Consider the following 23,192-nt stretch of genomic DNA (forward strand, 5'->3'; position numbering starts at 1 on the left):
CTTTTATCTTTAACCCATTGACGAATCTATTGTTCGCCAAGCCCGCTGGTTACCGCCACTGGGGGAGGGCGACGAAAAGAGGAGTTCAGATCTATGAAACATATCATTGCAGTGTTAGTTGAGAACGAAGCTGGTGCCTTGTCGCGCGTGGTGGGCCTGTTCTCTGCCCGCGGTTACAACATCGAGTCGTTGACGGTTGCACCGACCGAGGACGCCAGCCTGTCGCGCATGACCATCCAGACTACAGGCTCAGACGATGTGATTGAGCAAATCACCAAGCACCTCAACCGTTTGATCGAGGTCGTCAAGGTGGTGGACCTCACAGAAGGCGCCTACATCGAGCGCGAGCTGATGATGGTGAAGGTACGCGCGGTGGGCAAGGAGCGCGAAGAGATGAAGCGGCTGGCCGATATTTTTCGCGGCCGCATCATCGACGTTACGGAGAAGAGCTACACCATCGAGCTGACCGGAGTCCAGTCCAAAAACGACGCGTTTCTTGAGGCGATCGAGCGCTCGGCCATTCTGGAAACGGTGCGCACGGGATCGAGCGGTATTGGTCGTGGCGAACGGATTTTGCGAGTTTAGTTTTTTACAACGGAGAGACGATATGAAGGTGTTTTACGACAAGGATTGTGATTTGAGCCTGATCAAAGGCAAGACGGTTGCGATCATCGGCTACGGCAGCCAAGGCCACGCACACGCACAGAACTTGAACGACAGCGGCGTGAAGGTGGTGGTGGGTTTGCGCAAAGGTGGCGCCTCCTGGGACAAGGTTGGCAAGGCCGGGCTGACGGTCATGGAAGTCAACGACGCAGTGGGTCTGGCCGATGTGGTCATGATCTTGCTGCCCGATGAGCAAATCGCTGAGGTGTACAACAACAACGTGGCGCCCTACATGAAGCAAGGTGCTTCGCTGGCCTTCGCCCATGGTTTCAATGTGCATTACAACCAAGTCGTGCCCCGCGCCGACTTGGACGTCTGGATGGTGGCTCCCAAGGCACCAGGACACACGGTGCGCAGCACCTACACCCAAGGCGGCGGTGTGCCCCATTTGATCGCGGTGCACCAAGACAAGTCGGGCAAAGCCCGTGACCTCGCTCTGAGCTATGCAATGGCCAACGGTGGCGGCAAGGCCGGCATCATCGAAACCAACTTCAAAGAAGAGACCGAAACCGACTTGTTCGGTGAGCAAGCCGTGCTGTGTGGTGGCGCAGTCGAGTTGGTGAAGATGGGCTACGAGACTTTGGTGGAAGCTGGCTACGCACCCGAGATGGCGTACTTCGAATGCCTGCATGAACTCAAGCTCATCGTGGATCTGATCTACGAGGGCGGCATCGCCAACATGAACTACTCCATCTCCAACAACGCCGAGTACGGTGAGTACGTCACTGGCCCGGAGGTCATCAACGCCCAAAGCCGCGAGGCGATGCGCGCCGCGCTCAAGCGCATCCAGACCGGTGAGTACGCCAAGATGTTCATTCTGGAAGGCCGCACCGGCTACCCCAGCATGACGGCGCGCCGTCGACTCACGGCAGAGCACCAGATTGAGGTGGTTGGAGCCAAGCTGCGCGCGATGATGCCCTGGATCGCGAAAAACAAGCTGGTGGACCAGACGCGCAACTGATCGGTTTCCAGCGGCTTGACGGGGCCACTTCGGTGGCCCCGCTGGTTTGGGTGAAGCCCTTTGGGCTCGGGGTCGCGCTGCCTTACACTGCCCACCCGTGCCATGCGCGCCGCTTCACATTGAAGCGGTAGCGGACCGCGCATGCACCCGTTGCCCGGAGACCTTATGCAAGATGGTGAAGAGAAAAGTATGTTGGATAGCGAACTGCCTGCTCCGCGGCGACCCCGAAAAGGCATATATGTCCTGCCCAATTTGTTTACCCTTGCGGCATTGTTTGGTGGGTTTTATGCCATCGTGATGGCAATCGGCGGGCGCTTTGACATGGCTGCCGTTGGCATTTTTTGCGCGATGGTGTTAGACAGCCTTGACGGCCGAGTTGCGCGAATGACCAACACCCAAAGCGCGTTCGGTGAGCAAATGGACTCGCTGTCTGACATGGTCTCTTTCGGCGCCGCCCCAGCACTGGTCGCCTTTGTCTGGTCTCTCCATGGCTTGGGTAAGTGGGGCTGGTTTGCGGCCTTTGTGTATTGCGCCTGCGCAGCACTGCGTTTGGCTCGTTTCAATGTGAACACCAGTGTTGTAGACAAGCGCTATTTCCAGGGCCTGCCATCGCCTGCGGCGGCTGCCTTGGTAGCAGGCTTTATCTGGTTGACTAATGATCTGGGCTATTCAGGCGCGGACTTGCGTTGGCCTATGTTTGCCGTGGCGCTGTATGCCGGGTTGACAATGGTCACCAATGTGCCGTTTTACAGCTTCAAGGATGTGGGTATGAAGCGCAGCGTGCCGTTCGCAGTGGTTGTGTTGCTGGCACTGGGTATTGCATTGATCAACATTGACCCGCCCACCATGGTGTTTTCTTTGTTCGTGGTGTATGGTTTGAGTGGCTATGTGGTGTATGGCGTGCGCAAGGCGCGCGGACTACAGACCAGCGTCATCAGCACCTCCACGGAAGAGCCTGAAGAACGTGGCTTGCACAAGTAATCGCAATTTCACAGTAGTGAAACCTTTTGAGAAGTAATACCCATGGCAGACAAGCTGATTATTTTTGACACGACGCTGCGCGATGGTGAGCAGTCCCCGGGCGCATCCATGACGCGCGATGAAAAGCTGCGCATCGCACGCCAACTCGAGCGCCTCAAAGTTGATGTGATCGAAGCCGGATTCGCAGCTAGTTCCAATGGCGACTTTGAGGCGGTCGCGTTGATTGCCAAGACGATCAAAGAGTCCACCGTTTGCTCGCTTTCGCGTGCTAATGACCGCGATATTGCGCGTTCGGCAGAGGCTCTCAAGGGCGCTGCCAGCGCACGTATTCACACCTTCATTGCGACGTCCGCGTTGCACATGGAGAAAAAGCTGCGGATGACCCCTGATCAGGTGTTTGAACAGGCAAAACAGTCGGTTCGGTTCGCGCGCAATCTCGTGGGCGACGTCGAATTCAGCCCCGAAGATGGCTACCGCAGCGACATGGATTTCTTGTGCAGGGTGCTTGAGGCAGTCATTGCCGAGGGTGCCTCCACGATCAATGTCCCGGACACCGTGGGCTACGCCATTCCTGAGCTATACGGCAACTTCATCAAGACCTTGCGGGAGCGCATTCCCAACTCGGACAAGGCGGTGTGGTCAGTCCATTGTCACAACGATCTGGGGATGGCCGTGGCCAACTCCTTGGCCGGTGTGATGGTCGGCGGCGCCCGCCAGGTGGAGTGCACCATCAACGGTTTGGGTGAACGCGCAGGCAACTGCAGCCTGGAAGAGATCGTTATGGCGATAAAAACCCGCAAAGACTATTTTGGTTTGGAGATGGGTGTGGACGCCCGCCAAATTCTGGCCGCCAGCCGCATGGTGAGCCAGACCACCGGCTTCGTGGTGCAGCCCAATAAAGCAGTGGTAGGTGCCAATGCCTTCGCCCACGCTTCCGGCATTCACCAGGACGGCGTGCTCAAGGCGCGCGACACCTACGAAATCATGCGCGCGGAGGACGTGGGCTGGAGCGCCAACAAAATCGTGCTTGGCAAACTCAGTGGTCGCAATGCCTTCAAGCAGCGGTTGCAAGAATTGGGCGTGCAGCTCGACAGCGAGTCCGAAATCAATGCGGCATTTGCGCGCTTCAAGGAGCTTGCCGACCGCAAAAGCGAGATTTTTGATGAAGACATCCTCGCGCTGATCAGCGAGGAATCCGTCTTGCATGGCAGCGACCAGTACGGCTTTGTGTCCCTGTCCCAGCACAGTGAAACGGGTGAACGTCCGCATGCCAGCATTGTGTTCACCGTGGCAGGTAAAGAGGTTGCAAGCACGTCGAGTGGCAATGGGCCAGTGGACGCGTCACTCAAAGCTATCGAAGCCCATGTGCAAAGCGGCGCAGAGATGGTGCTTTATTCGGTCAATGCCATCAGTGGCTCCACCGAAAGTCAGGGCGAGGTCACGGTGCGCCTGCAAAACAGCGGGCGCGTGGTCAACGGCGTGGGCGCCGACCCCGACATCGTGGTCGCCTCTGCCAAGGCGTACTTGAGCGCGCTCAACAAACTACAAACGCAGTCGGAGCGGGTCGCAGCCCAGGGCTAGCGCCCGTGCATGGGTCGCGGTTTCTTTAAGTTTCTTTCGCAAGTGCTTGATCTTGCGAAGGTTTCCTGTTTACACTCGGCTCGTTTGAATGCTGTGGGTCGCTTGGTTTGCCCTGGCTGAATCCCTTAAGGAGCTGTGACGCGGTGAATATGCATAGAGCGTTTCTTTTTGTTGTGCTGGCCTGGATCGGCTTGGCGCCTGCGCTTTCTGTCGCGGCCAGTCGAGACGGGCAAAAGTCAACAGCAAGCGCGAAGCAGCCTGCGCCCAAAGCAGCCGTTGCCAAAAAGTCTGCCGCTGCAAAAAAGGAGCGGGTGGTTAGCAAGAAGACCCAAGCGAAATCGCGCGTTCAAGCCAGCACCGGGTCGCGCAAGAAGAAGTCGCCGGTGCGCGCTGCCAGCAAACCCGCCAAGCCCTCGTACGGCCAGTTGGCGGGCTTGCGAGCGAGCAGCGACCAACTCAATCTCAAGTCCAGTGTTGCGTTTGTTGTGGACCAAGAGACCAATGAGGTCCTGCTGAGCAAGAACGACCAAGCCGTGTTGCCCATTGCCTCCTTGACCAAGCTGATGACCGGTCTGCTCGTTAGCGAGGCGCATTTGCCGATGGACGAGAAGATCGAGATTACGCAAGAGGATGTCGACACTGAAAAGGGCAGTTCTTCACGTTTGGCAGTCGGTACCGTCTTGCCCCGTGGCGAACTTTTGCACTTGGCACTGATGGCCAGTGAAAACCGTGCAGCCCATGCACTCGGGCGGACGTATCCCGGAGGCCTGAGCAGCTTTGTGAGTTCGATGAACGCACGCGCCAAGCTGCTGGGTATGCATGACACGCGCTATGTGGAACCCACTGGCCTATCGAGTAAGAACCAGTCTAGCGCGAGGGACCTGGCTACTTTGGTTAGTGTCGCGCACGGCGACCCGACGCTCAGAGCGCTGTCTACATCCACCGGTCACCAGGTCGAGGTGGGGCGGCGCACACTCCAGTACAACAACACCAACCGGCTGGTGAAGAGCCCATCTTGGGACATTGGACTGCAAAAGACAGGCTATATCTCCGAAGCGGGCCAGTGCCTCGTGATGCAGGCGCGGGTAGCGGGTCGTAAGTTGATCTTTGTCTTTCTGGACTCCGCCGGGAAGCTCAGCCGTATTGGTGATGCTGAACGCGTACGGCGGTGGTTGGAGAGCGGCGCCGCCGCACCCACGTTGGCCACCCCATTGGCAAGCCATTCAGCTGGTGGGCTTCAAACCAGCAACTAGGGCCGGATTGTGGTTTGCCGATTGTGACGGCGGGTTTGCCTTACGGTTTGTGTCCCAAGGTTACCGAGATTTCCTTGGCAGTCTGCTTGAGCTTTGACATCCAAGCATCATCCAAACGGCTCGATGGTGCAGAAATAGATAGGCCCGCGACGAGTTTGTCCTGGTCATCGTAGATGCCAGCTGCAATGCAGCGCACACCAATTTCGAGTTCTTCGTTGTCGTTAGCTTGTCCGTACTGGCGCACCCGCGAGAGTTCGCGTTCCAGCACTTCCAGCGAAGTGATGCTGTTCTTGGTATTCCCCTGCAAGCCGGTTCGCGCAGCATAAGCGCGCGTGCGGAGGGGATCGTCTGCCGCCAAAAAAAGCTTCCCGACCGAAGTAAGGTGCAAAGGCGCACGGCCGCCGATGGCCCGCACGACCTGCATGCCGGAGCGCTCGCTATACGCCCGCTCCACGTAGATGATTTCGTCGCCCTGGCGCATGCTCAGGTTCACGGGTTGCTGTATGTGTTGGTGCAGTTCGCGCATTGGGCCGAGGGCGGCATCGCGTACGTTGAGCCGACCTTTGACCAGATTGCCAAGTTCCAAGAGCCGCATGCCCAGGCGGTAGCTGCCGGGCTGAGAACGGTCCACAAAGCGGCCCGTTGCCAAGTCATTGAGGATGCGGTGCGCAGTCGAAGGGTGCAGGCCCGACTTTTCGCTGATTTCCTTCAGCGAAATCGCCTCTTCGCGAGAGGCGAGTACGTCAATCAGCGTGAACATTCGCTCAATGACCTGCACCACCGGGGTGCTGGTTGGATCGAGGTCGTTCTTGTTCTTCATGGTGTTACGACTTTCATCTTACCCGGTGCGGGGCACGTCCTGCCAATGGCCGTCTCGTAGCAGTTGGGCTGCGGAAAAGTGCATTTTGTAGCGCATTTTGGGGCTCTCCTGGATCCAGTAGCCTAGGTAAACATGCGCCAGTCCCAGCACGCGGGCCTGCTCGATTTGCCAAAGGACGCCGTAGGTTCCAAAGCTCGAAGCGGCTTGGGGTTCAAAGAAGGTGTACACCGCAGACAAGCCGTCGTCGAGGACGTCCAGAATCGACACCATTTTCAAAGTCCCCAATGTGCCGTCGTCGGTCGGTTCTCGAAACTCCACCAAGCGCGAGTTCACCCGACTTTGCAGCAGGAACTGCGTGTACTGGTCCACGCTGTCCTCGTGCATGCCACCTCCCGCGTGTCGGCTGTTCTGGTAGCGCAGGTACAGCGCATAGTGCTCAGCATCAAATCCTAGTTCCTTCACGTGGGCTTGTAGTCCGCCATGTAGTGCGCGTGCGCGGCGTTGGCTGCGGTTGGGCAGAAACTTTTCCGCCACGATACGCAGAGGTGTGCAAGCCTGACAACCATCACAGTAAGGGCGGTAGGTGAACATGCCGCTGCGTCTGAACCCTTGGGCCACCAAGCCGGAGTAGGCCGCACTGTTGATCAAGTGGCTCGGTGTTGCTACCAGGGACCTTGCAGCGCGGTCGGGCAAGTAACTGCACTCGTACGGTGCTGTGGCGTAGAACTGTAACGATTGGAGCGGAAGGTCTCTGAGGCCCGTCACTTCAAATTGCCTCCTGCTGTAACACGTGGGCCCATAACGATGGCGAAAACTGCCAGGCACAGGGCGCCAGTTCCGCTGCGCGGCACACATGCTGCAAAAAAACCGGTCGTGGTAGGGTGCGTGCGCCCATGGTTGCGAGGTGCGGGGTGTCTTGCTGGCAGTCGATCCACTCAATGCCATGACTGTGGGACATACACACCAAAGCAGCCAAAGCAATTTTGGATGCGTCGGTCTGGCGGGAAAACATGGACTCGCCAAAAACAGCCCGTCCTATTGCGACGAAGTACAGGCCGCCCACCAAGCGGCCGTCGATCCATGTCTCTACGCTGTGCGCATAGCCCGCATGGTGGAGTGCCGTATAGGCGTTCACCATAGGCGCAACAATCCACGTACCCGAGCGGCCCTCTCTAGGTTGTGCGCACGCGCTAATGACCTCTTGGAACGCGGAGTCGACCCGGATAGCGCACTGCGCTGACGATGAGAACTTACGCAGGGTTTTTCGCAACGAGCGGTGTAATCGAAAGTTCTGCGGTGCCAGCACCATGCGGGGGTCCGTGCTCCACCACAAAATGGGATCGCCGTGGTTGAACCAGGGAAAAATGCCGCGTGAGTACGCGCGTACCAAGCGCTTAACCGTCAGGTCGCCCCCGGCAGCGAGCAGGCCCGGAGCGCCCGAACCTTGCGGCCATGCGGCTTCGATCGGCGGGAAATCTTCGCCTTCGGCTAACCAGTGCAATGGGGGACTGCTGCGCATCGTGTCGTGATTGTGCCTAAGCATGGCATCGCGCATCGCGCGTGGGGTAGGCGTGCGCTGGCAGGTTAGAATGCCATGGTCGGGGTGTAGCGCAGCCTGGTAGCGCATCTGGTTTGGGACCAGAGGGTCGAAGGTTCGAATCCTTTCGCCCCGACCATATGTCTCCATGTATCTTCTTCTCGCGATCTCTGCCCGTAGCTCAGTTGGATAGAGCAACAGCCTTCTAAGCTGTGGGTCGGGGGTTCGATCCCCTCCGGGCAGGCCACCTCCGCATGCCCGCACTGTCCCGTGACTTCCTTGTGAACATACCGTGCGCTAGTTCTATCTGCCGATTGGGCTAGGCATACGCGCGACCAAAAAAAGGCCCCGTCTTGCGACGAGGCCTTGAAGGGATCCCTGAACCTGAAGGTTTCGAAAGGACCCGAGGAGACAAGGGTGCGGAACTGGTGGTTCGCGTTGCGGTGATTATCTCAGGGTTATCCCTCAGATCTATCCAGCCCCAGTGATTTTGTGTGATCCGTGCACTCAGTCGCGATTCAGCGCTTTTTTGCAGCCGGCTTGGCCGCAGTCGTGGCGTGCGCTGCTACGGCGCTGAAGTTGGATTCGGCCACTTCGGTGGCTTGCTTGACAGCCTTTTGCACCGACTCCAATGCGTTGTTGGCCGCGGCGACCGAACTCTTCATGATGGCGACCATCGATTCGGAGCCGGCAGGTGCGTTTTTGGCAGCACTGTCGATCATGCCCACGAATTGCTTTTGCGCTTGTGCAGCCTGACCTTCAAAGGTCTTGCTGAACTCGGCGCCCGTGCCGGAGGCGATTTCGTACAGGTGGCGGCTGTAGGCGGCGGTCTTCTCGGCCAGGGGCTGGAACAGGCCAGACTGCAGGGCCATGAGTTCTTGCACGTCTTTGGCGCTGAGCACAGATTGGGCGTGGCCAGAGGCCTCAGCCAATGCGGCTTTGGATGCGGTGAGGTTGAGTTCGACGATCTTCTCAACACCCTCGAACGCCTTGCTGGTCAGCCCAAACAGGGTTTCCAGGTTAGCTTTGTGGGATGCGACGATTTGCTCTACGGTCAGTGTGGTCATGGCGGTACTCCGATGGTTACTGTGTGGGTTCACTTGTTGCCACACGACCTAGAGCCTGTTACTGGGCTCATGTTGCGGTGCAGCATGGGCGGAATTATAGGCGTGCTGGCAGGTGGAGCAAGACTTTTTTGTTGCGCTGCATCAAATTAGAGCGGCATTTCTAGAACCGATGGTTTGGGGCCTCTGGCTTGTTGGTATCGGGTGCCAACCCACCACGCGCATGGTGGGGCTCCCGGGCGGGCTGGCAGAATCGGGCGCTTACGGTGCCGCCGTGCTGCGTGCCACCCGACACAACATGACATTGGAGACATTTGTATGCACGCTTCGCCGGTTGACACTGCCATTGAATCCCGCATGTCTACGCGCGCTTTCAAAGCGCAGCCCGTAGAGCGGGCCGTTTTGGAGCAAATTTTGTCGGTGGCTAGCCGCGCACCCTCGGGCACGAATTGCCAGCCTTGGCGCGTTTATGTGCTCACCGGCGCCAGCCGGGACCGCTTGGTGGAGCAGGTGTGTGCTGCGCACGACGCCATGCGCGACGACCCTGCCATCGCGGCCCAGTATGTGGAAGAGTACGACTACTACCCTCAAAAATGGGTGAGCCCCTACATTGATCGGCGGCGCGAGAACGGCTGGGGCTTGTATGGCTTGTTGGGTATCGGCAAAACCGACAAGGACAAGATGCACGCCCAGCAGCAACGCAACTTCCGCTTCTTCGACGCGCCGGTGGGTCTCATGTTCACCGTGGACCGGGTGATGGGGCGGGGCTCGCTAGTGGACTACGGTGCGTTTCTGCAGAGCATCATGGTGGCTGCCCGTGGCCATGGCTTGCACACCTGCCCGCAGGCGGCTTGGAATGGCTTTTCCAAAATCATCTTGCCGCACATTGGCGCGCAGCCCCATGAAATGCTGGTCTGTGGGATGTCGCTGGGCTATGCAGATACGGACGCCTTGGTTAACACATTCCGCACCCCGCGCGTGCCAGTGAAAGACTTCACCACCTGGCTGGACTAAGAGACCGACTGGGTCAGCCGGTCGGTACACTGTCTTTCGGACTGAACGCCCACGCTACAACAACATGATCATTACCAGCCTGCTGGACACCGACCTGTACAAGTTCACCATGATGCAGGTGGTGCTGCACCAGTTTCCGGGTGCGCAGGTGGAGTACCGATTCAAGTGCCGTAACGGTGGCGCCAACCTCGCCGCCCATGTAGAGGAGATTCGCGAGGAAGTGCGCTCGCTTTGCAACCTCCACTTTCAGGAAAGCGAGCTCGCCTATCTGCGCTCCCTGCGGTTCATCAAAAGTGACTTTGTGGATTTCCTGGGGCTGTTCAAGCTCAACGAAAAGTACATCCGCATCACACCGTTGCCCAGTGGCGAGATCGACATCACCATCGAAGGCCCTTGGTTGCACACGATTCTGTTTGAGATCCCGGTGTTGGCCATTGTTAACGAGGTGCACTTTCGCAATACCCAGTCGGTGCCTGATTTCGTGGAAGGACGCAAACGCCTGGATACCAAGATTGGCCAGCTGCGCACAGACGGATTAGGCGAACTCAAGATCGCGGACTACGGCACCCGCCGGCGCTTCTCTCGGGCTTGGCACGAAGAGGTGGTTCGCGTGCTTTCGGCGCGTTTGGGTACCTCGCACAGCCCCGGTGCCGTCCAGTCCGCGCCGGGTCAGTTGGCTGGCACCAGCAACGTGTGGCTTGCAATGAAGTTGGGCTTGACGCCGCTGGGGACGATGGCGCACGAGTACTTGCAGGCCAGCCAAGCGTTGGGCCCCAGGCTGCGCGACAGCCAGACTTTCGCTTTTGAATCCTGGGCACGTGAGTACCGTGGCGACTTGGGCATTGCGCTGAGCGACGTCTACGGCATGAGCGCGTTCTTGCGCGACTTTGACATGTATTTTTGCAAGTTGTTCGATGGCGCCCGCCACGACAGTGGTGACCCCTTCGAGTGGGGCGAACGCATGCTGGAACACTATCTGCACAATCGGGTCGACCCGCTGACGAAGACCTTGATCTTCAGCGACGGGCTGACCGTCCCGCGCACTGTGGAGTTGTACCAGCGATTCAAAGACCGTTGCCGCTTGGCATTCGGCATTGGCACCAACCTGACCAACGACCTCGGCTATGAGCCGCTGCAAATTGTGATCAAGATGGTGCGTTGCAACGGCCAGCCTGTGGCCAAACTATCGGACACGCCGTCCAAGAACATGTGCGAGGATGAAAAGTACCTGGCCTACCTGCGCCAAGTTTTTGATATTGCCCAACCCAGTTGAGCAGCGCGCTGCGCCGGCTGACGCCAACGAAACACATTCACCATGATCCATCCCACGTCAACGACCGCTCTGCCAGCACGCCCATCCGTGCTGGTGACCCGCGCCATTTTTCCTGAAGTGCTCTCGCAGCTGCGTGTGCATTTTGAGGTGGACGCGAACCAGGACGATGTCCTGTGGTCGCCGCAGGAGCTGGTCCAGCGCTTGCAGGGCAAGGCGGGCGCGTTCATGACCGGCACCGAGAAAGTCCATGCAGATTTGCTCGCGCAATGTCCGGAACTCCGGATTTGCGCCAACATGACCGTGGGCTACAACAACTTCGACCTGCCCGCCATGACAGCCGCAGGCGTGCTGGGCACCAACGCGCCTGATGTGCTGACCGAAACCACCGCCGATTTTGGTTTTGCCTTGCTCTTGGCCACGGCCCGCCGGGTGACTGAGAGCGAGCATTTCTTGCGCGCAGGCCAGTGGAACCGCTGGCGCTACGACATGTTCGCGGGTGCCGAGGTCCATGGCAGCACGCTGGGGATCATCGGTATGGGGCGCATTGGCCAGGCCATCGCCAAGCGCGCAGCCTTCGGGTTTGGCATGCAGGTCCTGTACCACAACCGCTCACGCCTGGACGTCGCCACCGAGGCGCAATGCCAGGCCCGGTACGTGGACAAGGACACGCTACTGCGCGGCGCCGACCACGTGATGTTGGTGCTGCCCTATTCGCCTCAAGCGCACCACACCATCGCAGCGCCCGAGTTGGCACGCATGAAGCCCACGGCCACCCTGATCAACATCGCGCGCGGCGGCATCGTGGACGACGCGGCGCTGGCGCAGGCCTTGCGCACTCGCCAGATCGCAGCAGCAGGGCTGGACGTGTTTGAGGGCGAACCTGCGGTCCACCCCGATTTGTTGTCGGTTGCCAACGTGGTGCTCACCCCCCACATTGCCAGCGCGACAGACGGAACCCGCCGCGCGATGGCCAGCCTTGCGGTGAACAACCTCGTCGACTACTTGGTGCACGGGCGCGCCCGCACGCCTTTGAACCAGCCCGTGGCGCGGGCATGAACGACCTGCTTGTCTGGGCTCTATGGACCCTGGTCGTGGTCAATACCTGCGTGGTGCTGGCGCTGCTGCTGCGCATGCGTAGCAGCAGCTACACCCAGCAAGCGCAAGACCAGGAGGCAGAGAAGGAAGCCCAGCGCGCGGCCCAGCAGGCTTTGCTGGGCCAGATCAAGCTCAGTGCCGAGCACACCGAGCGGGTGATGCGCCAAGACATAGGCGATTCCTCACGCAACGTGCGCCAGGAATTGACGCAGTACCTCGCCACCTTCCAGCAAACGCTGGTCCAACAAAGCGCCGAGGCCACCCGCACGCAGAACGCGCAGATCGACGCTTTTGGCCAGCAGCTCGCCCTGCTGCAAAAGTCGGTGTCCGACACCTTGAGCGTGCAACTCAGCCAGGTGTCGGAGTCCAACGCCCGGCGCATGGCGGAGATCCGCCAAACCCTGGAAGCGCAGCTCACCCAGCTGCAAAGCACCAATGCCGCCAAGCTCGACGAAATGCGTGCCACCGTGGACGAAAAGCTGCAGTCCACCTTGCAAGCACGCCTGGGGGAGAGCTTCAAGCAGGTGGCCGAGCGGCTCGAGCAGGTGCACAAAGGCCTGGGCGAAATGCAAACACTGGCGCAGGGCGTGGGTGACCTCAAGCACCTGCTGACCAACGTCAAGACCCGCGGCATGTTCGGCGAGGCGCAGCTAGCGGCTTTACTGGAGCAGGTGTTCGTACCCGATCAGTACGCAGCACAGGTCGCCACCCGCCCGGGCAGCAAAAACGTGGTGGACTTTGCGATCAAGCTGCCGGGCCGCTCGGACAGTGGTGCACCGCTTTGGTTGCCGATCGATGCCAAGTTCCCCAATGAGGACTACGAGCGCCTGCTCGATGCGCAGGGCAGGGCGGACGGCCCGGCCTCGGAGGCGGCGGCCAAGGCGCTGGAAATGCGCATCCGGCTGGAGGCGAAGTCCATCGCCGAAAAATATGTGGAGCCGCCGCACACCACCGACTTCGCCATTCTGTTTTTGCCCACCGAGGGCTTGTACGCCGAGGTGTTGCGCCGCCCTGGCTTGATGGAGCATTTGCAGCGCGACCACCGCGTTACCCTGGCGGGCCCGACCACCTTGCTGGCCATGCTGAGTTCCTTGCAAATGGGCTTTCGCACCCTCGCGCTGGAGAAGCGCAGCAGCGAGGTGTGGCAGGTGTTGGGGGCGGTGAAAACCGAGTTTGGCAAGTTTGGCGATGTGCTGGCCAAGGTGAAGTCGCAAACCGAGTCGGTGCTCAAAACCTTGGACAACGCCGAAGTGCGCAGCCGTGCCATGGGCCGCGCTTTGAAAAATGTGGAGGCGCTGCCCGATGGCCCCGCGCAGCAGCTGATTGCAGTGGACAGAGACCTCGACAGCGAGGGCAGCGCGGGCGCATGACAGAGGCCCACCCCGACGAGGGACCCGGCGCGTGGCCGCTGGTGCGGTTGGTGCTGGGGCAGGTGTGCGTGCATGCCGCCATGACCGGCATGCGCATGGCAGCGCCCCTGTTGGCGCTCAGCCAAGGGCGCAGTGCGCTTTCGGTGGGCATGTTGCTCGCTTTGTTTTCTTTGACCCAAGTGTTCCTGGCCATACCCGCAGGCCGGTTCGCCGACCGCCACGGACTCAAGCGCCCGGTTGGCTGGGCAGTGGCCGCCGCGGTGCTGGGTGCGGTACTGGCGGCGCTGTGGCCGCGCTTTGAGGTTTTGTGTGTCAGTGCCTTGCTGATGGGCAGTGCCACTGGCGCGGCCTCGATTGCACTGCAGCGCCAGGTCGGACGCGCGGCGCGGGATGCGCTTGAACTCAAGCGGGTCTTCAGCTGGCTGGCCATTGGTCCGGCAGTGTCGAACTTCATCGGACCGGTGCTGGCCGGGCTGGTGATCGACTACGCGGGCGTCTGGATGGGAGGCGCAGCCGGAGATACCAACGGCTTCCGCGCGGCGTTTGCTTTGCTGGCCGTGTTTCCCTTGATGACCTGGTTTTGGATCCGCCACGCGCAGGAATTGCCGCCCGCGCCCGTGCAGCCAGGCACTGCCTTGCGTCAGGTGCTCGATTTGCTCAAGCAGCGGCAGATGCGGCGCCTGCTGGTGGTCAACTGGTTGCTAGCTTCATGTTGGGATGTGCACACCTTTGTGGTTCCGGTGCTGGGCCACGAGCGGGCGTACAGCGCCTCGGTGATTGGCACCGTGCTGGGTAGCTTCGCCATTGCCGCCGCCTGCGTGCGCCTGCTGATGCCGTTGGTTGCGGCCCACTTGCGTGAGTGGGTGGTGTTGTCGGTGGCCATGGCGGTCACTGCTGCCGTGTTTTTGGTGTACCCGCTGATGCCTTCGGCCTGGGCCATGGGGCTGTGCTCTGTGGTGCTGGGTTTGGCGCTGGGTTCGGTGCAGCCCATGGTGATGAGTACCTTGCACCAGATCACGCCGCATGCGCAGCACGGGCAGGCCTTGGGACTGCGGTTGATGAGCATTAACCTCTCCAGCGTCGTGATGCCTGTGCTCTTTGGCACGGCGGCAGGCACAGTGGTCGGCGTGACGATGGTCTTCTGGACGGTGGGTGCCGCAGTCGGTCTGGGCGCGCATTTGGCCTGGAAGATCAGGCCTTGAGCTGGGGCCCTGCGCATTGGCGCTCGCATGCCACGCGGCATGCACCGCGTGGCCGCGTCAGTCTTCGGGCAGTTGGTAAAAGTTCTGGATGAAGCGCCAGGCTTCTTCCGGGCTGTCGGTGTAGTGCAACAAGTCTAGGTCTTGCGGCGATACAGCGCCTTCTTCGACCAATACCTCAAAGTTGATCAGGCGTTTCCAGTAGTTGGTGCCAAACAAAATGATGGGTACTGGCTTAGCTTTTTGGGTTTGCACCAGGGTGATGACCTCAAACAGCTCATCGAGTGTTCCGAACCCCCCAGGAAACGCCACCAACGCCTTGGCCCGCATCATGAAGTGCATTTTGCGGATCGCGAAGTAGTGGAACTTGAAGCTCAGTGACGGCGTGACATAGGGGTTGGCCCGTTGCTCGTGGGGCAATGTGATGTTCAGGCCCGGCGTCGGTGCACCCAGCTCGAACGCACCGCGGTTGGCCGCTTCCATGATGCCTGGGCCACCGCCAGTGCAAATGAACAGCCGGTCCTTGAGTGGTCTGCGTGCGCTGTAGCCCGCCACCAGGCGCGCAAACAGCCGTGCGTTCTCGTAATGCACTGCATTGCGCACATGGCGCTGCGCCACCGCAAGTTTCTGTGCATCGTTCGACGCTTGGGCGCGTTCCAACGCTTCTTGGGCCAATTCGGGCGAAAGAAAGCGGGCACTGCCAAACACCACCACCGTGTGCTCTACGCCTTGCTCGGCCTGGTCTAGGTCGGGCTTGAGCATCTCCAACTGGATGCGTATGCCGCGAGTTTCTCTGCGCAGCAAAAACTCGGGGTCGGCGAATGCGAGCCGGTAGGCGTCGGACTCGAGCGCGTGACCACGGTCTGCGTGGGCATGCAACTCGGCCCAGGCGTTAGCCAGCCGGGCCTCTGAGAGGTTTTGGGTGTTTTCCATGGGCGTAATTGTGCTTGTCGGGGGCGGTGCGTGCTCAGGCTGGGTGCACTACGACGAGCCACGCCGTGGCAGTGGTTTTGCCTGGGTTGCGAATGGCGTGGGAGCGGTCGGCTTGGTAGCGCACTGTCTCGCCGACTTTGACACGCTGCTGCGCCTCGCCCGAACGCACCTCCATGCTGCCCGCCATCACGCTCAAGTGTTCAACCGTACCCGGCTCGTGCGCGCCGGATTCCAGCGCACCACCGGCCTGCACTTTGAGCTCGTACCACTCGAACTGGCCCGCCAAGTCGATCGGACCCAAGATACGGAGTTCGCACAAGCCATCCGGGCTGTGCAGCGAGGGTGTGGCGTGGGAGGCCACCACCGCGATGGCGGGTGCGCTCGGTGCCTCGGCCGTTCCCAGTAGGTCCGCCATCGACACCCCGAGTGCGTTGGCCAGACGCCACACCACAGCGACTGTGGGGTTGGCTTGTGCGCGCTCGATCTGCGAGAGCATGGACTTGGAAACACCGGCCATGCGCGACAGCTCGTCCAGCGACAGAGCGCGTGTCTGGCGCAGGGCCGCAAGGGTGTCACCCACGCGGGGCGGCTCTAAGGCAGGGGATGGTTTTTTGCGAGGGGGCATGTTGTTCGTTATATTGGAATAAATTTCGATATACTGAATTTGACGAAGCAATCAAATTCTGCCAGATAAGCTGCCACCTCCGTTGCAAACGCAATTCTTTCGCATGAAGACCACACCATGAGCACTACTGACGCTTTTTATGCCCACCTAGAGTCCGAGCTGGAGGCGACCCGCCAAGCCGGTCTTTTCAAGGCTGAGCGCACCATTTGCACCGCGCAGGGCGCGCACATCGGTATCGTCGGCGCGGGTGGCACGCATCGCGAGGTGATCAACCTGTGTGCGAACAACTACCTGGGTCTGGCCAACCACCCGCAGGTCGTAGCCGCTGCGCAGCAGGCGCTGCAAACGCATGGCTATGGAATGGGTTCAGTTCGCTTCATCTGCGGCACCCAAGACCTGCACAAAACCTTAGAGCAACGCCTCTCGCGTTTCCTCGGTACCGAAGACACCATCCTTTATGCCGCGGCATTCGATGCCAATGGCGGCTTGTTCGAGCCGCTGCTCGATGCGCAAGACGCGGTCATCAGCGACGCGCTCAACCACGCGTCCATCATCGACGGCATTCGGCTGTGCAAGGCGCAAAAGTACCGCTATGCCCACAACGACATGGCCGATTTGGAACGCTGCCTGCAGGAAGCCCGTGCGGGCGGCGCGCGCCATGTGTTGGTCTTCACCGACGGCGTGTTCTCCATGGACGGCACGGTGGCCCAGCTCGATGCCATGCGCGACTTGTGTGATCGCTACGGCGCTTTGCTGGGCATCGACGAATGCCATGCCAGTGGCTTCATGGGCGCAAGGGGGCGGGGCACGCACGAATACCGGGGTGTGTTTGGCAAGGTGGACATCATCACCGGCACCTTGGGCAAGGCGCTGGGTGGCGCATCCGGCGGCTTTACCAGTGCGCGCCGCCCGGTGGTGGAGCTGCTGCGGCAGCGCTCGCGCCCTTACTTGTTTTCCAACACCTTGGCGCCCAGCATCGTGGGTGGTTCCTTGGCGGTGCTCGATATGTTGGAGGCCTCCACCGCCTTGCGCGACAGGTTGGATGAGAACACGCGTTTCTTTCGCAGCGCGATGGCGGGTCTGGGTTTTGACATCAAGCCGGGTACGCACCCGATTGTTCCCATCATGGTGTACGACGCGGTGCTGGCCCAGAAGCTGGCTGCGCGCATGCTGGAGCTGGGTATCTACGTAGTGGGCTTTTTCTTTCCCGTGGTGCCCAAAGGGCAGGCGCGCATCCGGGTGCAAATGGGCGCGCAGCATTCCCGCCAGGACCTAGAGCAGGCCGTAGCCGCGTTTGCTCAGGCCGGGCGCGAACTCAGCCTCATCCCTGAGCAGGTGGCCCGATGACAACGCGCATCTTGATTGTGGGTGCCAACGGCCAAATTGGCACCGAGCTGACACATGCATTGGTTGCCCGCCATGGCAGCGACGCGGTGGTGACCAGCGATCTTGCGCCGGAGGGCCGGGTGCTGGGCTTGCGCCACGAAGTGCTCGACGCCACCGAGGCCACTGCGCTCACCGAGATTGTCGAGCGCCACGGCATTACCCAGATTTACCTGTTGGCTGCGGCCTTGTCTGCGCGCGGCGAACAGCATCCCAAGTGGGCTTGGGACTTGAACATGAAAGGCCTGCTGAATGTGCTGGAGCTGGCGCGCACCCATGGATTGCAGAGGGTGTTTTGGCCCAGCTCGATCGCCGCCTTTGGTCCTTCCACGCCGCGCGACCACACGCCGCAAAAAACCGTGATGGACCCCAGCACCATCTACGGCATCTCCAAGCTGGCTGGGGAAGGGTGGTGCGCTTGGTACCACCGCACGCACGGCGTCGATGTGCGCAGCCTGCGCTACCCCGGCTTGGTCAGTTGGAAAACCCTGCCTGGCGGCGGCACCACCGACTATGCGGTTGACATCTTCCATGCGGCGCTGACCACCGGGCGCTACACCTGCTTCCTGGCACCCGACACACGCCTGCCGATGATGTACATGCCCGACGCCATTCGCGCCACTTTGGAGTTGATGGAGGCGCCCGGGAACTGCGTGCGCGAGCGAGGCTCCTACAACTTGGCGGGTGCCAGCTTCACACCACACGAGATTGCTGCAGCGATACGCCGCCAGCTACCGCTCTTTCAGATCGACTACCAAATTGACTATCGTCAGGCCATTGCAGACAGTTGGCCACGCTCGATCGACGACCAAGTCGCATACAGCGATTGGGGCTGGCGTGCCCAGTACGGACTAGATGACATCGTGGCCGACATGCTGGACAACCTCAGACGGACCTTGTGAGCGTTTTGGCGCAGCCTGGTGGGCTGGCAATGCTTACACGCGCTTGCGGTATTCGCCGGTGCGGGTGTCGATCTCGACCTTGTCGCCTTGCGCGACAAATATCGGCACACCGATCTCAAAGCCGGTGGCAATCTTTGCTGGCTTGAGCACCTTGCCCGAGGTGTCGCCCTTGACTGCAGGCTCAGTCCAGGTGATTTCGCGCACCACGCTGGTAGGCAGTTCCACCGAGATGGCCTTGCCGTCATAGAACACCACTTCGACCGCCATGCCGTCTTCTAGGTAGTTCAGCGAGTCGCCCATGTTTTCGGCTTCGACTTCGTACTGGTTGTATTCCTGGTCCATGCACACGTACATCGGGTCGGCGAAGTAGGAATAGGTGCATTCCTTTTTGTCCAAGATGACTTGGTCCATCTTGTCGTCGGCCTTGAAAACCACTTCGGTGCCGAAGTTTGCGATCAGGCTCTTGAGTTTCATGCGCACCGTGGCGGAGTTGCGGCCACCGCGGCTGTATTCGGTTTTGAGGACGACCATGGGGTCTTTGCCGTGCATGATGACGTTGCCGGCGCGGATTTCTTGAGCGATTTTCATAGGTAACTTGGAGCAGTTGTCACCACTAGTCGGGGCTACTGGCGTGGTTATGCCGCAGTTTGCGGCGGGGCGCGAGAGGCCAAAAAACGAAACCAGGCCAACTCGGCAAAGCCCCAGATTTTAGCGGTTTTTGTGCACCCAACCGAGCAGTTGGCTAGCCAGTTCGTCCTGTTCCATCAGCCTGCTGCGCAGGTCCAGCACGCTCTCGGTCCAGAGTCCAAGATCGCCCAATGGAAGCGGGCAGGGTGGCGCGTGGGACGGCGCATCCATGTGGCGTTGATTCCACGCTTGGTGAAAAAGTCGCACCGAGTGGGGCGGGTTCAACAGGTCCAAGAACGCTTCGAGCTTGGCCAGGTGCGCTCCGTCGTGCTGCGGGTAAATGTTCCAAACAAAGGGCTTGCCGGCCCACACGGCGCGCACCAGCGAATCCTCGCCGCGTACGAAGTTCAGATCGGCGTGCATCAGAAGCGCGTCGTAGTCGTTCTGCGTCAGACTGGGCAGGTAGTGCAATCGCAGCTTCTTGTGCTCGTGCATGGTCCCCCACAAGGCGCGTACCGCCGCCGCGGCGCGTCCAGCCGTCACCAGCAGCAAGGTCGGGCGTTCGCCATGCTCCAGTTGATGAAACAGTTGCGCCAATGCCGGTGGTTCATAACAAAACAGCGAGACTAGGCGCTCGTCCCGCCATGCCACGCCGAGCGCGGCCAATCGCTCTTGGGTTGCGCTGGGTGTGGGCAGTTTGGCAGGCACGTCCAGGCCGCGAAGCACCCCACCGGTTCGGTCGCCAAAGCCGGGGTAGAAGAAGGTCTTGGTCCAACCCTTGGCTGGCCCTTGCATCACCGGAGACGCGAGCAGATGCGAACGCTCCACATAGGCTTCAGCGCTAAGGTATTCCAGGTTGATCCACACTGGCGGCTTGGTCATGCCCAAAGGCTCGGTGTGGGTCCTGGTTCGGATGAATTCGGTGGGGACCTCGCAGCCAAACATCTCCACCCAAACGTCCGCAGCAGGCTGGGCCGCCTCGACCGGGTGCGACCGCGCCAACTCCCAAGGCAGCACGGTGATGCCGTGCCAGCGGCCTTGCAAAGCGCCGGGTGCCATCCAATCCAACGCGCTGGCGTCGTCCACCCAAAGCCGAACTAACTCGCCCCGGCGCGCCAGCTGGGCGCTCAGTCTCCAAGTGACGCCGATGTCGCCATAGTTGTCGATGACGCGGCAAAAGATGTCCCACAGCATGCGCCGCATTGTCCATGGACAATACCGGCCATGAGCCAGGAGCATTCTGAAGAGCTGTTGCGCGAGGTTGCCGCGCTGCCCGCCTTGCCGGGCGTGTACCGCTACTTCGATGCCGAGGGCACCGTGCTGTATGTGGGCAAGGCAATCCACCTCAAAAAGCGGGTGTCAAGCTACTTCCAGAAGAACCACGGTGGCACCCGCATCGGCCACATGGTGGGAAAAATCGCCCGCATCGAGACCACTGTGGTGCGCTCTGAGGCAGAAGCGTTGCTGCTAGAAAACAACCTCATCAAGACGCTCAACCCCAAGTACAACATTTTGTTTCGGGATGACAAGAGCTACCCGTACTTGAAGATGTCGGGGCAAGCCCCTCACGCCAAGGGTGGGCGCGTCGATGCAGCCAACGCAGGGCCGGCCCAGACCCACGCCGGACCCGGCGCCTACGCTCGCGTGTCCTACTACCGTGGTGGAGTGGAAAAAAGGCACCGCTACTTCGGACCCTATCCCAGCGCATGGGCGGTCAAAGAGGCGATTTTGCTGATGCAAAAGGTGTTTCGGCTGCGCACCTGCGAGGACCCGGTGTTTAGCAACCGCACACGACCGTGTTTGCTCTACCAAATCAAGCGCTGCTCGGCGCCCTGTGTGGGTCATATTTCGGTGGCGGACTATGCCCAAGACGTTGCCAATGCCGAACGCTTTCTGCGCGGCGACGCGCAAGAGGTGCTGCACGAGCTGGAGGCGCGCATGCTGGCGCATGCCGACAAGCTCGAGTTTGAGCAAGCCGCTGAGTTGCGCAACCAGGTCGCTGCGTTGTCCAATGTGCTGCACCAGCAGTCGGTGGACAACGTCTCGGACCGGGATGTGGACATCTTGGCCGTCAAGGTGCAAGGCGGCAAAGCCTGCGTCAACCTCGCGATGGTGCGTGGTGGGCGGCACCTGGGTGATCGGCCTTACTTTCCCGCACAGTTGGACGATGCGGCGGCGTTCGAAGTGTTGCAAGAGTCGCAGCAGGCGCCGCCCAAATCGATCGAGTTGCAGGTGCTGGAGGCCTTTTTGGCCCAGCATTACTTGGACATTCCTTTGCCATCGGTCCTGGTGGTGAGCGAGCCGGTCGACAAAGATTTGGTGCATGCTTTGTCAGAGCGCAGTGGCACCAAGGTGATGGCAGTGCACCAGCCGCGTGGGCAACGTCGCGCTTGGCTGGACATGGCGCAGACCAACGCGCAGCTGCAACTTGCACGCTTGCTGGCAGAGGAGGGCTCGCAGCAGGCCCGCACCCGCGCGCTGGCCGAGGCGCTGGACCTGGCGATGGACAACCTCGACGAGCTGCGCATCGAATGCTTTGACATTTCCCATACGGCGGGCGAGGCAACGCAGGCGTCCTGTGTGGTGTTCCAGCGCCACAAAATGCAAAACGCAGAGTACCGCCGCTACAACATTGAGGGCATTACTGGCGGAGACGACTACGCCGCCATGCGCCAAGTTCTGATGCGCCGCTACGCCAAGGTCGCGCAGGCCTTGAACGAGGCCAAACACACAGGCCAAACCCCTACAGGCACAGCACGGCTGCCCGATCTGGTGTTGATCGACGGTGGCAAGGGCCAGGTGTCCATGGCACGTGAGGTGTTTGTGGAGCTCGCGCTGGATGTGTCTTTGCTTGTCGGTGTCGAAAAGGGCGAGGGCCGCAAAGTGGGCTTGGAAGAACTTGTTTTTGCCGATGGGCGTGACAAGGTCTATCTGGGTGCCGACTCTGCCGCCTTGATGCTGGTGGCCCAGATTCGCGACGAAGCGCATCGCTTCGCCATCACCGGCATGCGCGCCAAGCGCGCCAAGGTGCGTATGGGCGGGGGCCAACTCGAGGACATTCCCGGTGTTGGTCCCAAGCGTCGCGCGCGCTTGCTGCAGCGCTTCGGTGGAGTGCGTGGCGTGGCGCTGGCCAGCGCGGAGGACCTCTCCACCGTCGAGGGCATCTCACGCGAGTTGGCTCTGGAAATCTACCGGGCATTGCATTAGCCGTGCCACAATCCCCGCATGTTTTTGACCTTGCCGACCCTCATGACGTGGACGCGGATCTTCGCGATCCCGCTGATCGTCGGCGTGTTTTATTTGCCGGAGTCGGTGGCCAACCCAGCGGAAAAAAACTTGGTGGCCACGTTGATGTTTGTGGTGTTCGCGTTCACCGATTGGCTTGACGGATACCTGGCGCGCAAGCTCAACCAGACTTCCTCTTTTGGCGCATTCCTTGACCCAGTGGCCGACAAGTTTTTGGTCTGTGCGTGCGTGTTGGTGCTGGTGCACTTGCAGCGCGCCGACGTGTTTGTTGCGCTGATCATCATTGGGCGCGAGATCGCAATTTCGGCCTTGCGTGAGTGGATGGCCCAGATTGGCGCGTCCAAAAGCGTCTCAGTGCACTTCATCGGCAAACTCAAGACCACCGCTCAGATGGTGGCCATTCCTTTTCTTTTGTTTGATGGTCAGCTGTTCGGTGTGGTGGACACCCATGCCTGGGGCGTGGTCTTGATTTGGGTGTCTGCTGGCTTTACTGTCGCGTCTATGGCGTACTACCTGCAAAAGGCGCTGCCGGAGATTCGGTCCAAGACCAAGTAGCGCTCACTGGTGTGACGAGTCGGCGACAGCGCTCCGGTGTGCGCCAGAAAATGCCACTAGAATTCGCGTCCGCTTGGCAAGAGCAACGCGATTTGGTCGGGGTCCGCTCT

22 protein-coding genes and 2 tRNA genes are annotated in these 23,192 nt (G+C 60.4%); 16 read left to right on the top strand and 8 right to left on the bottom strand.

The features are described from left to right. Positions 1-93: 93 nt before the first annotated feature. The 5 genes from ilvN (at position 94) to ACILRC_RS06245 (ending at position 5,439) form a co-directional block, all read left to right on the top strand. Entirely contained in the window at positions 94-585 is a 492-nt protein-coding gene (gene ilvN / locus ACILRC_RS06225) for an acetolactate synthase small subunit (protein WP_395668491.1), read from the top strand. 22 nt (positions 586-607) lie between these two features. Continuing rightward, positions 608-1,624 carry a ketol-acid reductoisomerase gene (ilvC, locus tag ACILRC_RS06230; RefSeq protein ID WP_395668492.1) on the top strand — a complete coding sequence of 339 codons (1,017 nt, stop codon included), beginning with the start codon at positions 608-610 and terminating at the stop codon, positions 1,622-1,624. 165 nt (positions 1,625-1,789) lie between these two features. Continuing rightward, positions 1,790-2,605, top strand: a complete 816-nt coding sequence (gene pssA, locus ACILRC_RS06235) for a CDP-diacylglycerol--serine O-phosphatidyltransferase (RefSeq protein ID WP_395668493.1) — start codon at positions 1,790-1,792, stop codon at positions 2,603-2,605. A 42-nt stretch (positions 2,606-2,647) separates the two neighbouring features. Next, positions 2,648-4,186 carry a 2-isopropylmalate synthase gene (locus ACILRC_RS06240; RefSeq protein WP_395668494.1) on the top strand — a complete coding sequence of 513 codons (1,539 nt, stop codon included), beginning with the start codon at positions 2,648-2,650 and terminating at the stop codon, positions 4,184-4,186. Between the two features lie 149 nt (positions 4,187-4,335). Beyond that, the gene (locus ACILRC_RS06245; protein ID WP_395668527.1) at positions 4,336-5,439 is read left to right on the top strand and encodes a serine hydrolase; all 1,104 of its coding nucleotides are present in this window, start codon (positions 4,336-4,338) and stop codon (positions 5,437-5,439) included. Positions 5,440-5,479: 40 nt separating this feature from the next. On the opposite strand, the gene ACILRC_RS06250 is transcribed toward ACILRC_RS06245, so the two are convergent. From ACILRC_RS06250 to aat, 3 genes are all read right to left on the bottom strand, one after another. Beyond that, positions 5,480-6,199: an IclR family transcriptional regulator gene (locus ACILRC_RS06250; protein WP_395668495.1), complete on the bottom strand. Its 720-nt coding sequence runs from the start codon at positions 6,197-6,199 to the stop codon at positions 5,480-5,482. A 78-nt stretch (positions 6,200-6,277) separates the two neighbouring features. Continuing rightward, a complete protein-coding gene (locus ACILRC_RS06255; RefSeq protein WP_395668496.1) occupies positions 6,278-7,024 on the bottom strand; it encodes an arginyltransferase in 747 nt (248 codons plus the stop codon). A 1-nt stretch (position 7,025) separates the two neighbouring features. Then, complete coding sequence (gene aat, locus ACILRC_RS06260; RefSeq protein ID WP_395668497.1) at positions 7,026-7,778, bottom strand: leucyl/phenylalanyl-tRNA--protein transferase; 753 nt, start codon at positions 7,776-7,778, stop codon at positions 7,026-7,028. An 80-nt stretch (positions 7,779-7,858) separates the two neighbouring features. Between aat and ACILRC_RS06265 the strand changes: the two genes are divergently transcribed. Both ACILRC_RS06265 and ACILRC_RS06270 read left to right on the top strand, forming a co-directional pair. Further along, positions 7,859-7,935, top strand: a tRNA-Pro gene (locus ACILRC_RS06265). A 31-nt stretch (positions 7,936-7,966) separates the two neighbouring features. Continuing rightward, positions 7,967-8,043 (top strand) — tRNA-Arg (locus ACILRC_RS06270). Positions 8,044-8,314: 271 nt separating this feature from the next. On the opposite strand, the gene ACILRC_RS06275 is transcribed toward ACILRC_RS06270, so the two are convergent. After that, positions 8,315-8,863 carry a phasin family protein gene (locus tag ACILRC_RS06275; RefSeq protein ID WP_395668498.1) on the bottom strand — a complete coding sequence of 183 codons (549 nt, stop codon included), beginning with the start codon at positions 8,861-8,863 and terminating at the stop codon, positions 8,315-8,317. A 315-nt stretch (positions 8,864-9,178) separates the two neighbouring features. Here ACILRC_RS06275 and ACILRC_RS06280 point away from each other — a divergent pair, with 315 nt between their 5' ends. The 5 genes from ACILRC_RS06280 to ACILRC_RS06300 all read left to right on the top strand — a co-directional run bounded on the left by ACILRC_RS06280 (position 9,179) and on the right by ACILRC_RS06300 (position 14,814). Then, positions 9,179-9,874, top strand: coding sequence for a nitroreductase (locus tag ACILRC_RS06280; protein WP_395668499.1), 696 nt, complete (start codon positions 9,179-9,181; stop codon positions 9,872-9,874). Between the two features lie 64 nt (positions 9,875-9,938). Then, a complete protein-coding gene (gene pncB, locus ACILRC_RS06285) occupies positions 9,939-11,147 on the top strand; it encodes a nicotinate phosphoribosyltransferase (protein ID WP_395668500.1) in 1,209 nt (402 codons plus the stop codon). A gap of 42 nt (positions 11,148-11,189) precedes the next feature. Then, entirely contained in the window at positions 11,190-12,203 is a 1,014-nt protein-coding gene (locus ACILRC_RS06290; RefSeq protein WP_395668501.1) for a 2-hydroxyacid dehydrogenase, read from the top strand. Beyond that, positions 12,200-13,612: a DNA recombination protein RmuC gene (gene rmuC / locus ACILRC_RS06295; RefSeq protein ID WP_395668502.1), complete on the top strand. Its 1,413-nt coding sequence runs from the start codon at positions 12,200-12,202 to the stop codon at positions 13,610-13,612. The genes ACILRC_RS06290 and rmuC overlap by 4 nt, the downstream gene beginning before the upstream one ends. Further along, positions 13,609-14,814: an MFS transporter gene (locus ACILRC_RS06300; RefSeq protein WP_395668503.1), complete on the top strand. Its 1,206-nt coding sequence runs from the start codon at positions 13,609-13,611 to the stop codon at positions 14,812-14,814. The genes rmuC and ACILRC_RS06300 overlap by 4 nt, the downstream gene beginning before the upstream one ends. A gap of 57 nt (positions 14,815-14,871) precedes the next feature. Here ACILRC_RS06300 and ACILRC_RS06305 read toward each other — a convergent pair whose 3' ends face one another. Both ACILRC_RS06305 and ACILRC_RS06310 read right to left on the bottom strand, forming a co-directional pair. Beyond that, positions 14,872-15,744 carry a TIGR00730 family Rossman fold protein gene (locus ACILRC_RS06305; RefSeq protein WP_395668504.1) on the bottom strand — a complete coding sequence of 291 codons (873 nt, stop codon included), beginning with the start codon at positions 15,742-15,744 and terminating at the stop codon, positions 14,872-14,874. A 34-nt stretch (positions 15,745-15,778) separates the two neighbouring features. After that, on the bottom strand, positions 15,779-16,369 hold the full coding sequence (locus ACILRC_RS06310; RefSeq protein WP_395668505.1) for a helix-turn-helix domain-containing protein: 591 nt from the start codon (positions 16,367-16,369) through the stop codon (positions 15,779-15,781). A gap of 117 nt (positions 16,370-16,486) precedes the next feature. On the opposite strand from ACILRC_RS06310, the gene kbl reads away from it, so the two are divergent. Beyond that, the gene (gene kbl, locus ACILRC_RS06315) at positions 16,487-17,716 is read left to right on the top strand and encodes a glycine C-acetyltransferase (RefSeq protein ID WP_395668506.1); all 1,230 of its coding nucleotides are present in this window, start codon (positions 16,487-16,489) and stop codon (positions 17,714-17,716) included. Further along, positions 17,713-18,654, top strand: coding sequence for an NAD-dependent epimerase/dehydratase family protein (locus ACILRC_RS06320; protein ID WP_395668507.1), 942 nt, complete (start codon positions 17,713-17,715; stop codon positions 18,652-18,654). The genes kbl and ACILRC_RS06320 overlap by 4 nt, the downstream gene beginning before the upstream one ends. A 33-nt stretch (positions 18,655-18,687) precedes the next feature. On the opposite strand, the gene efp is transcribed toward ACILRC_RS06320, so the two are convergent. Both efp and earP read right to left on the bottom strand, forming a co-directional pair. Beyond that, positions 18,688-19,242 (bottom strand): elongation factor P, encoded by a 555-nt coding sequence (gene efp / locus ACILRC_RS06325; RefSeq protein ID WP_395668508.1) that lies wholly within the window; start codon positions 19,240-19,242, stop codon positions 18,688-18,690. A gap of 120 nt (positions 19,243-19,362) precedes the next feature. After that, positions 19,363-20,475: an elongation factor P maturation arginine rhamnosyltransferase EarP gene (gene earP / locus ACILRC_RS06330; protein WP_395668509.1), complete on the bottom strand. Its 1,113-nt coding sequence runs from the start codon at positions 20,473-20,475 to the stop codon at positions 19,363-19,365. A gap of 30 nt (positions 20,476-20,505) precedes the next feature. Here earP and uvrC point away from each other — a divergent pair, with 30 nt between their 5' ends. Next, positions 20,506-22,488: an excinuclease ABC subunit UvrC gene (gene uvrC, locus ACILRC_RS06335; protein ID WP_395668510.1), complete on the top strand. Its 1,983-nt coding sequence runs from the start codon at positions 20,506-20,508 to the stop codon at positions 22,486-22,488. 18 nt (positions 22,489-22,506) lie between these two features. Then, entirely contained in the window at positions 22,507-23,082 is a 576-nt protein-coding gene (gene pgsA, locus ACILRC_RS06340; protein WP_395668511.1) for a CDP-diacylglycerol--glycerol-3-phosphate 3-phosphatidyltransferase, read from the top strand. The last annotated feature ends 110 nt before the right edge of the window (positions 23,083-23,192 follow it).

Source organism: Rhodoferax sp. (genome assembly GCF_044236835.1).
Lineage (GTDB): Bacteria > Pseudomonadota > Gammaproteobacteria > Burkholderiales > Burkholderiaceae_C > Allorhodoferax.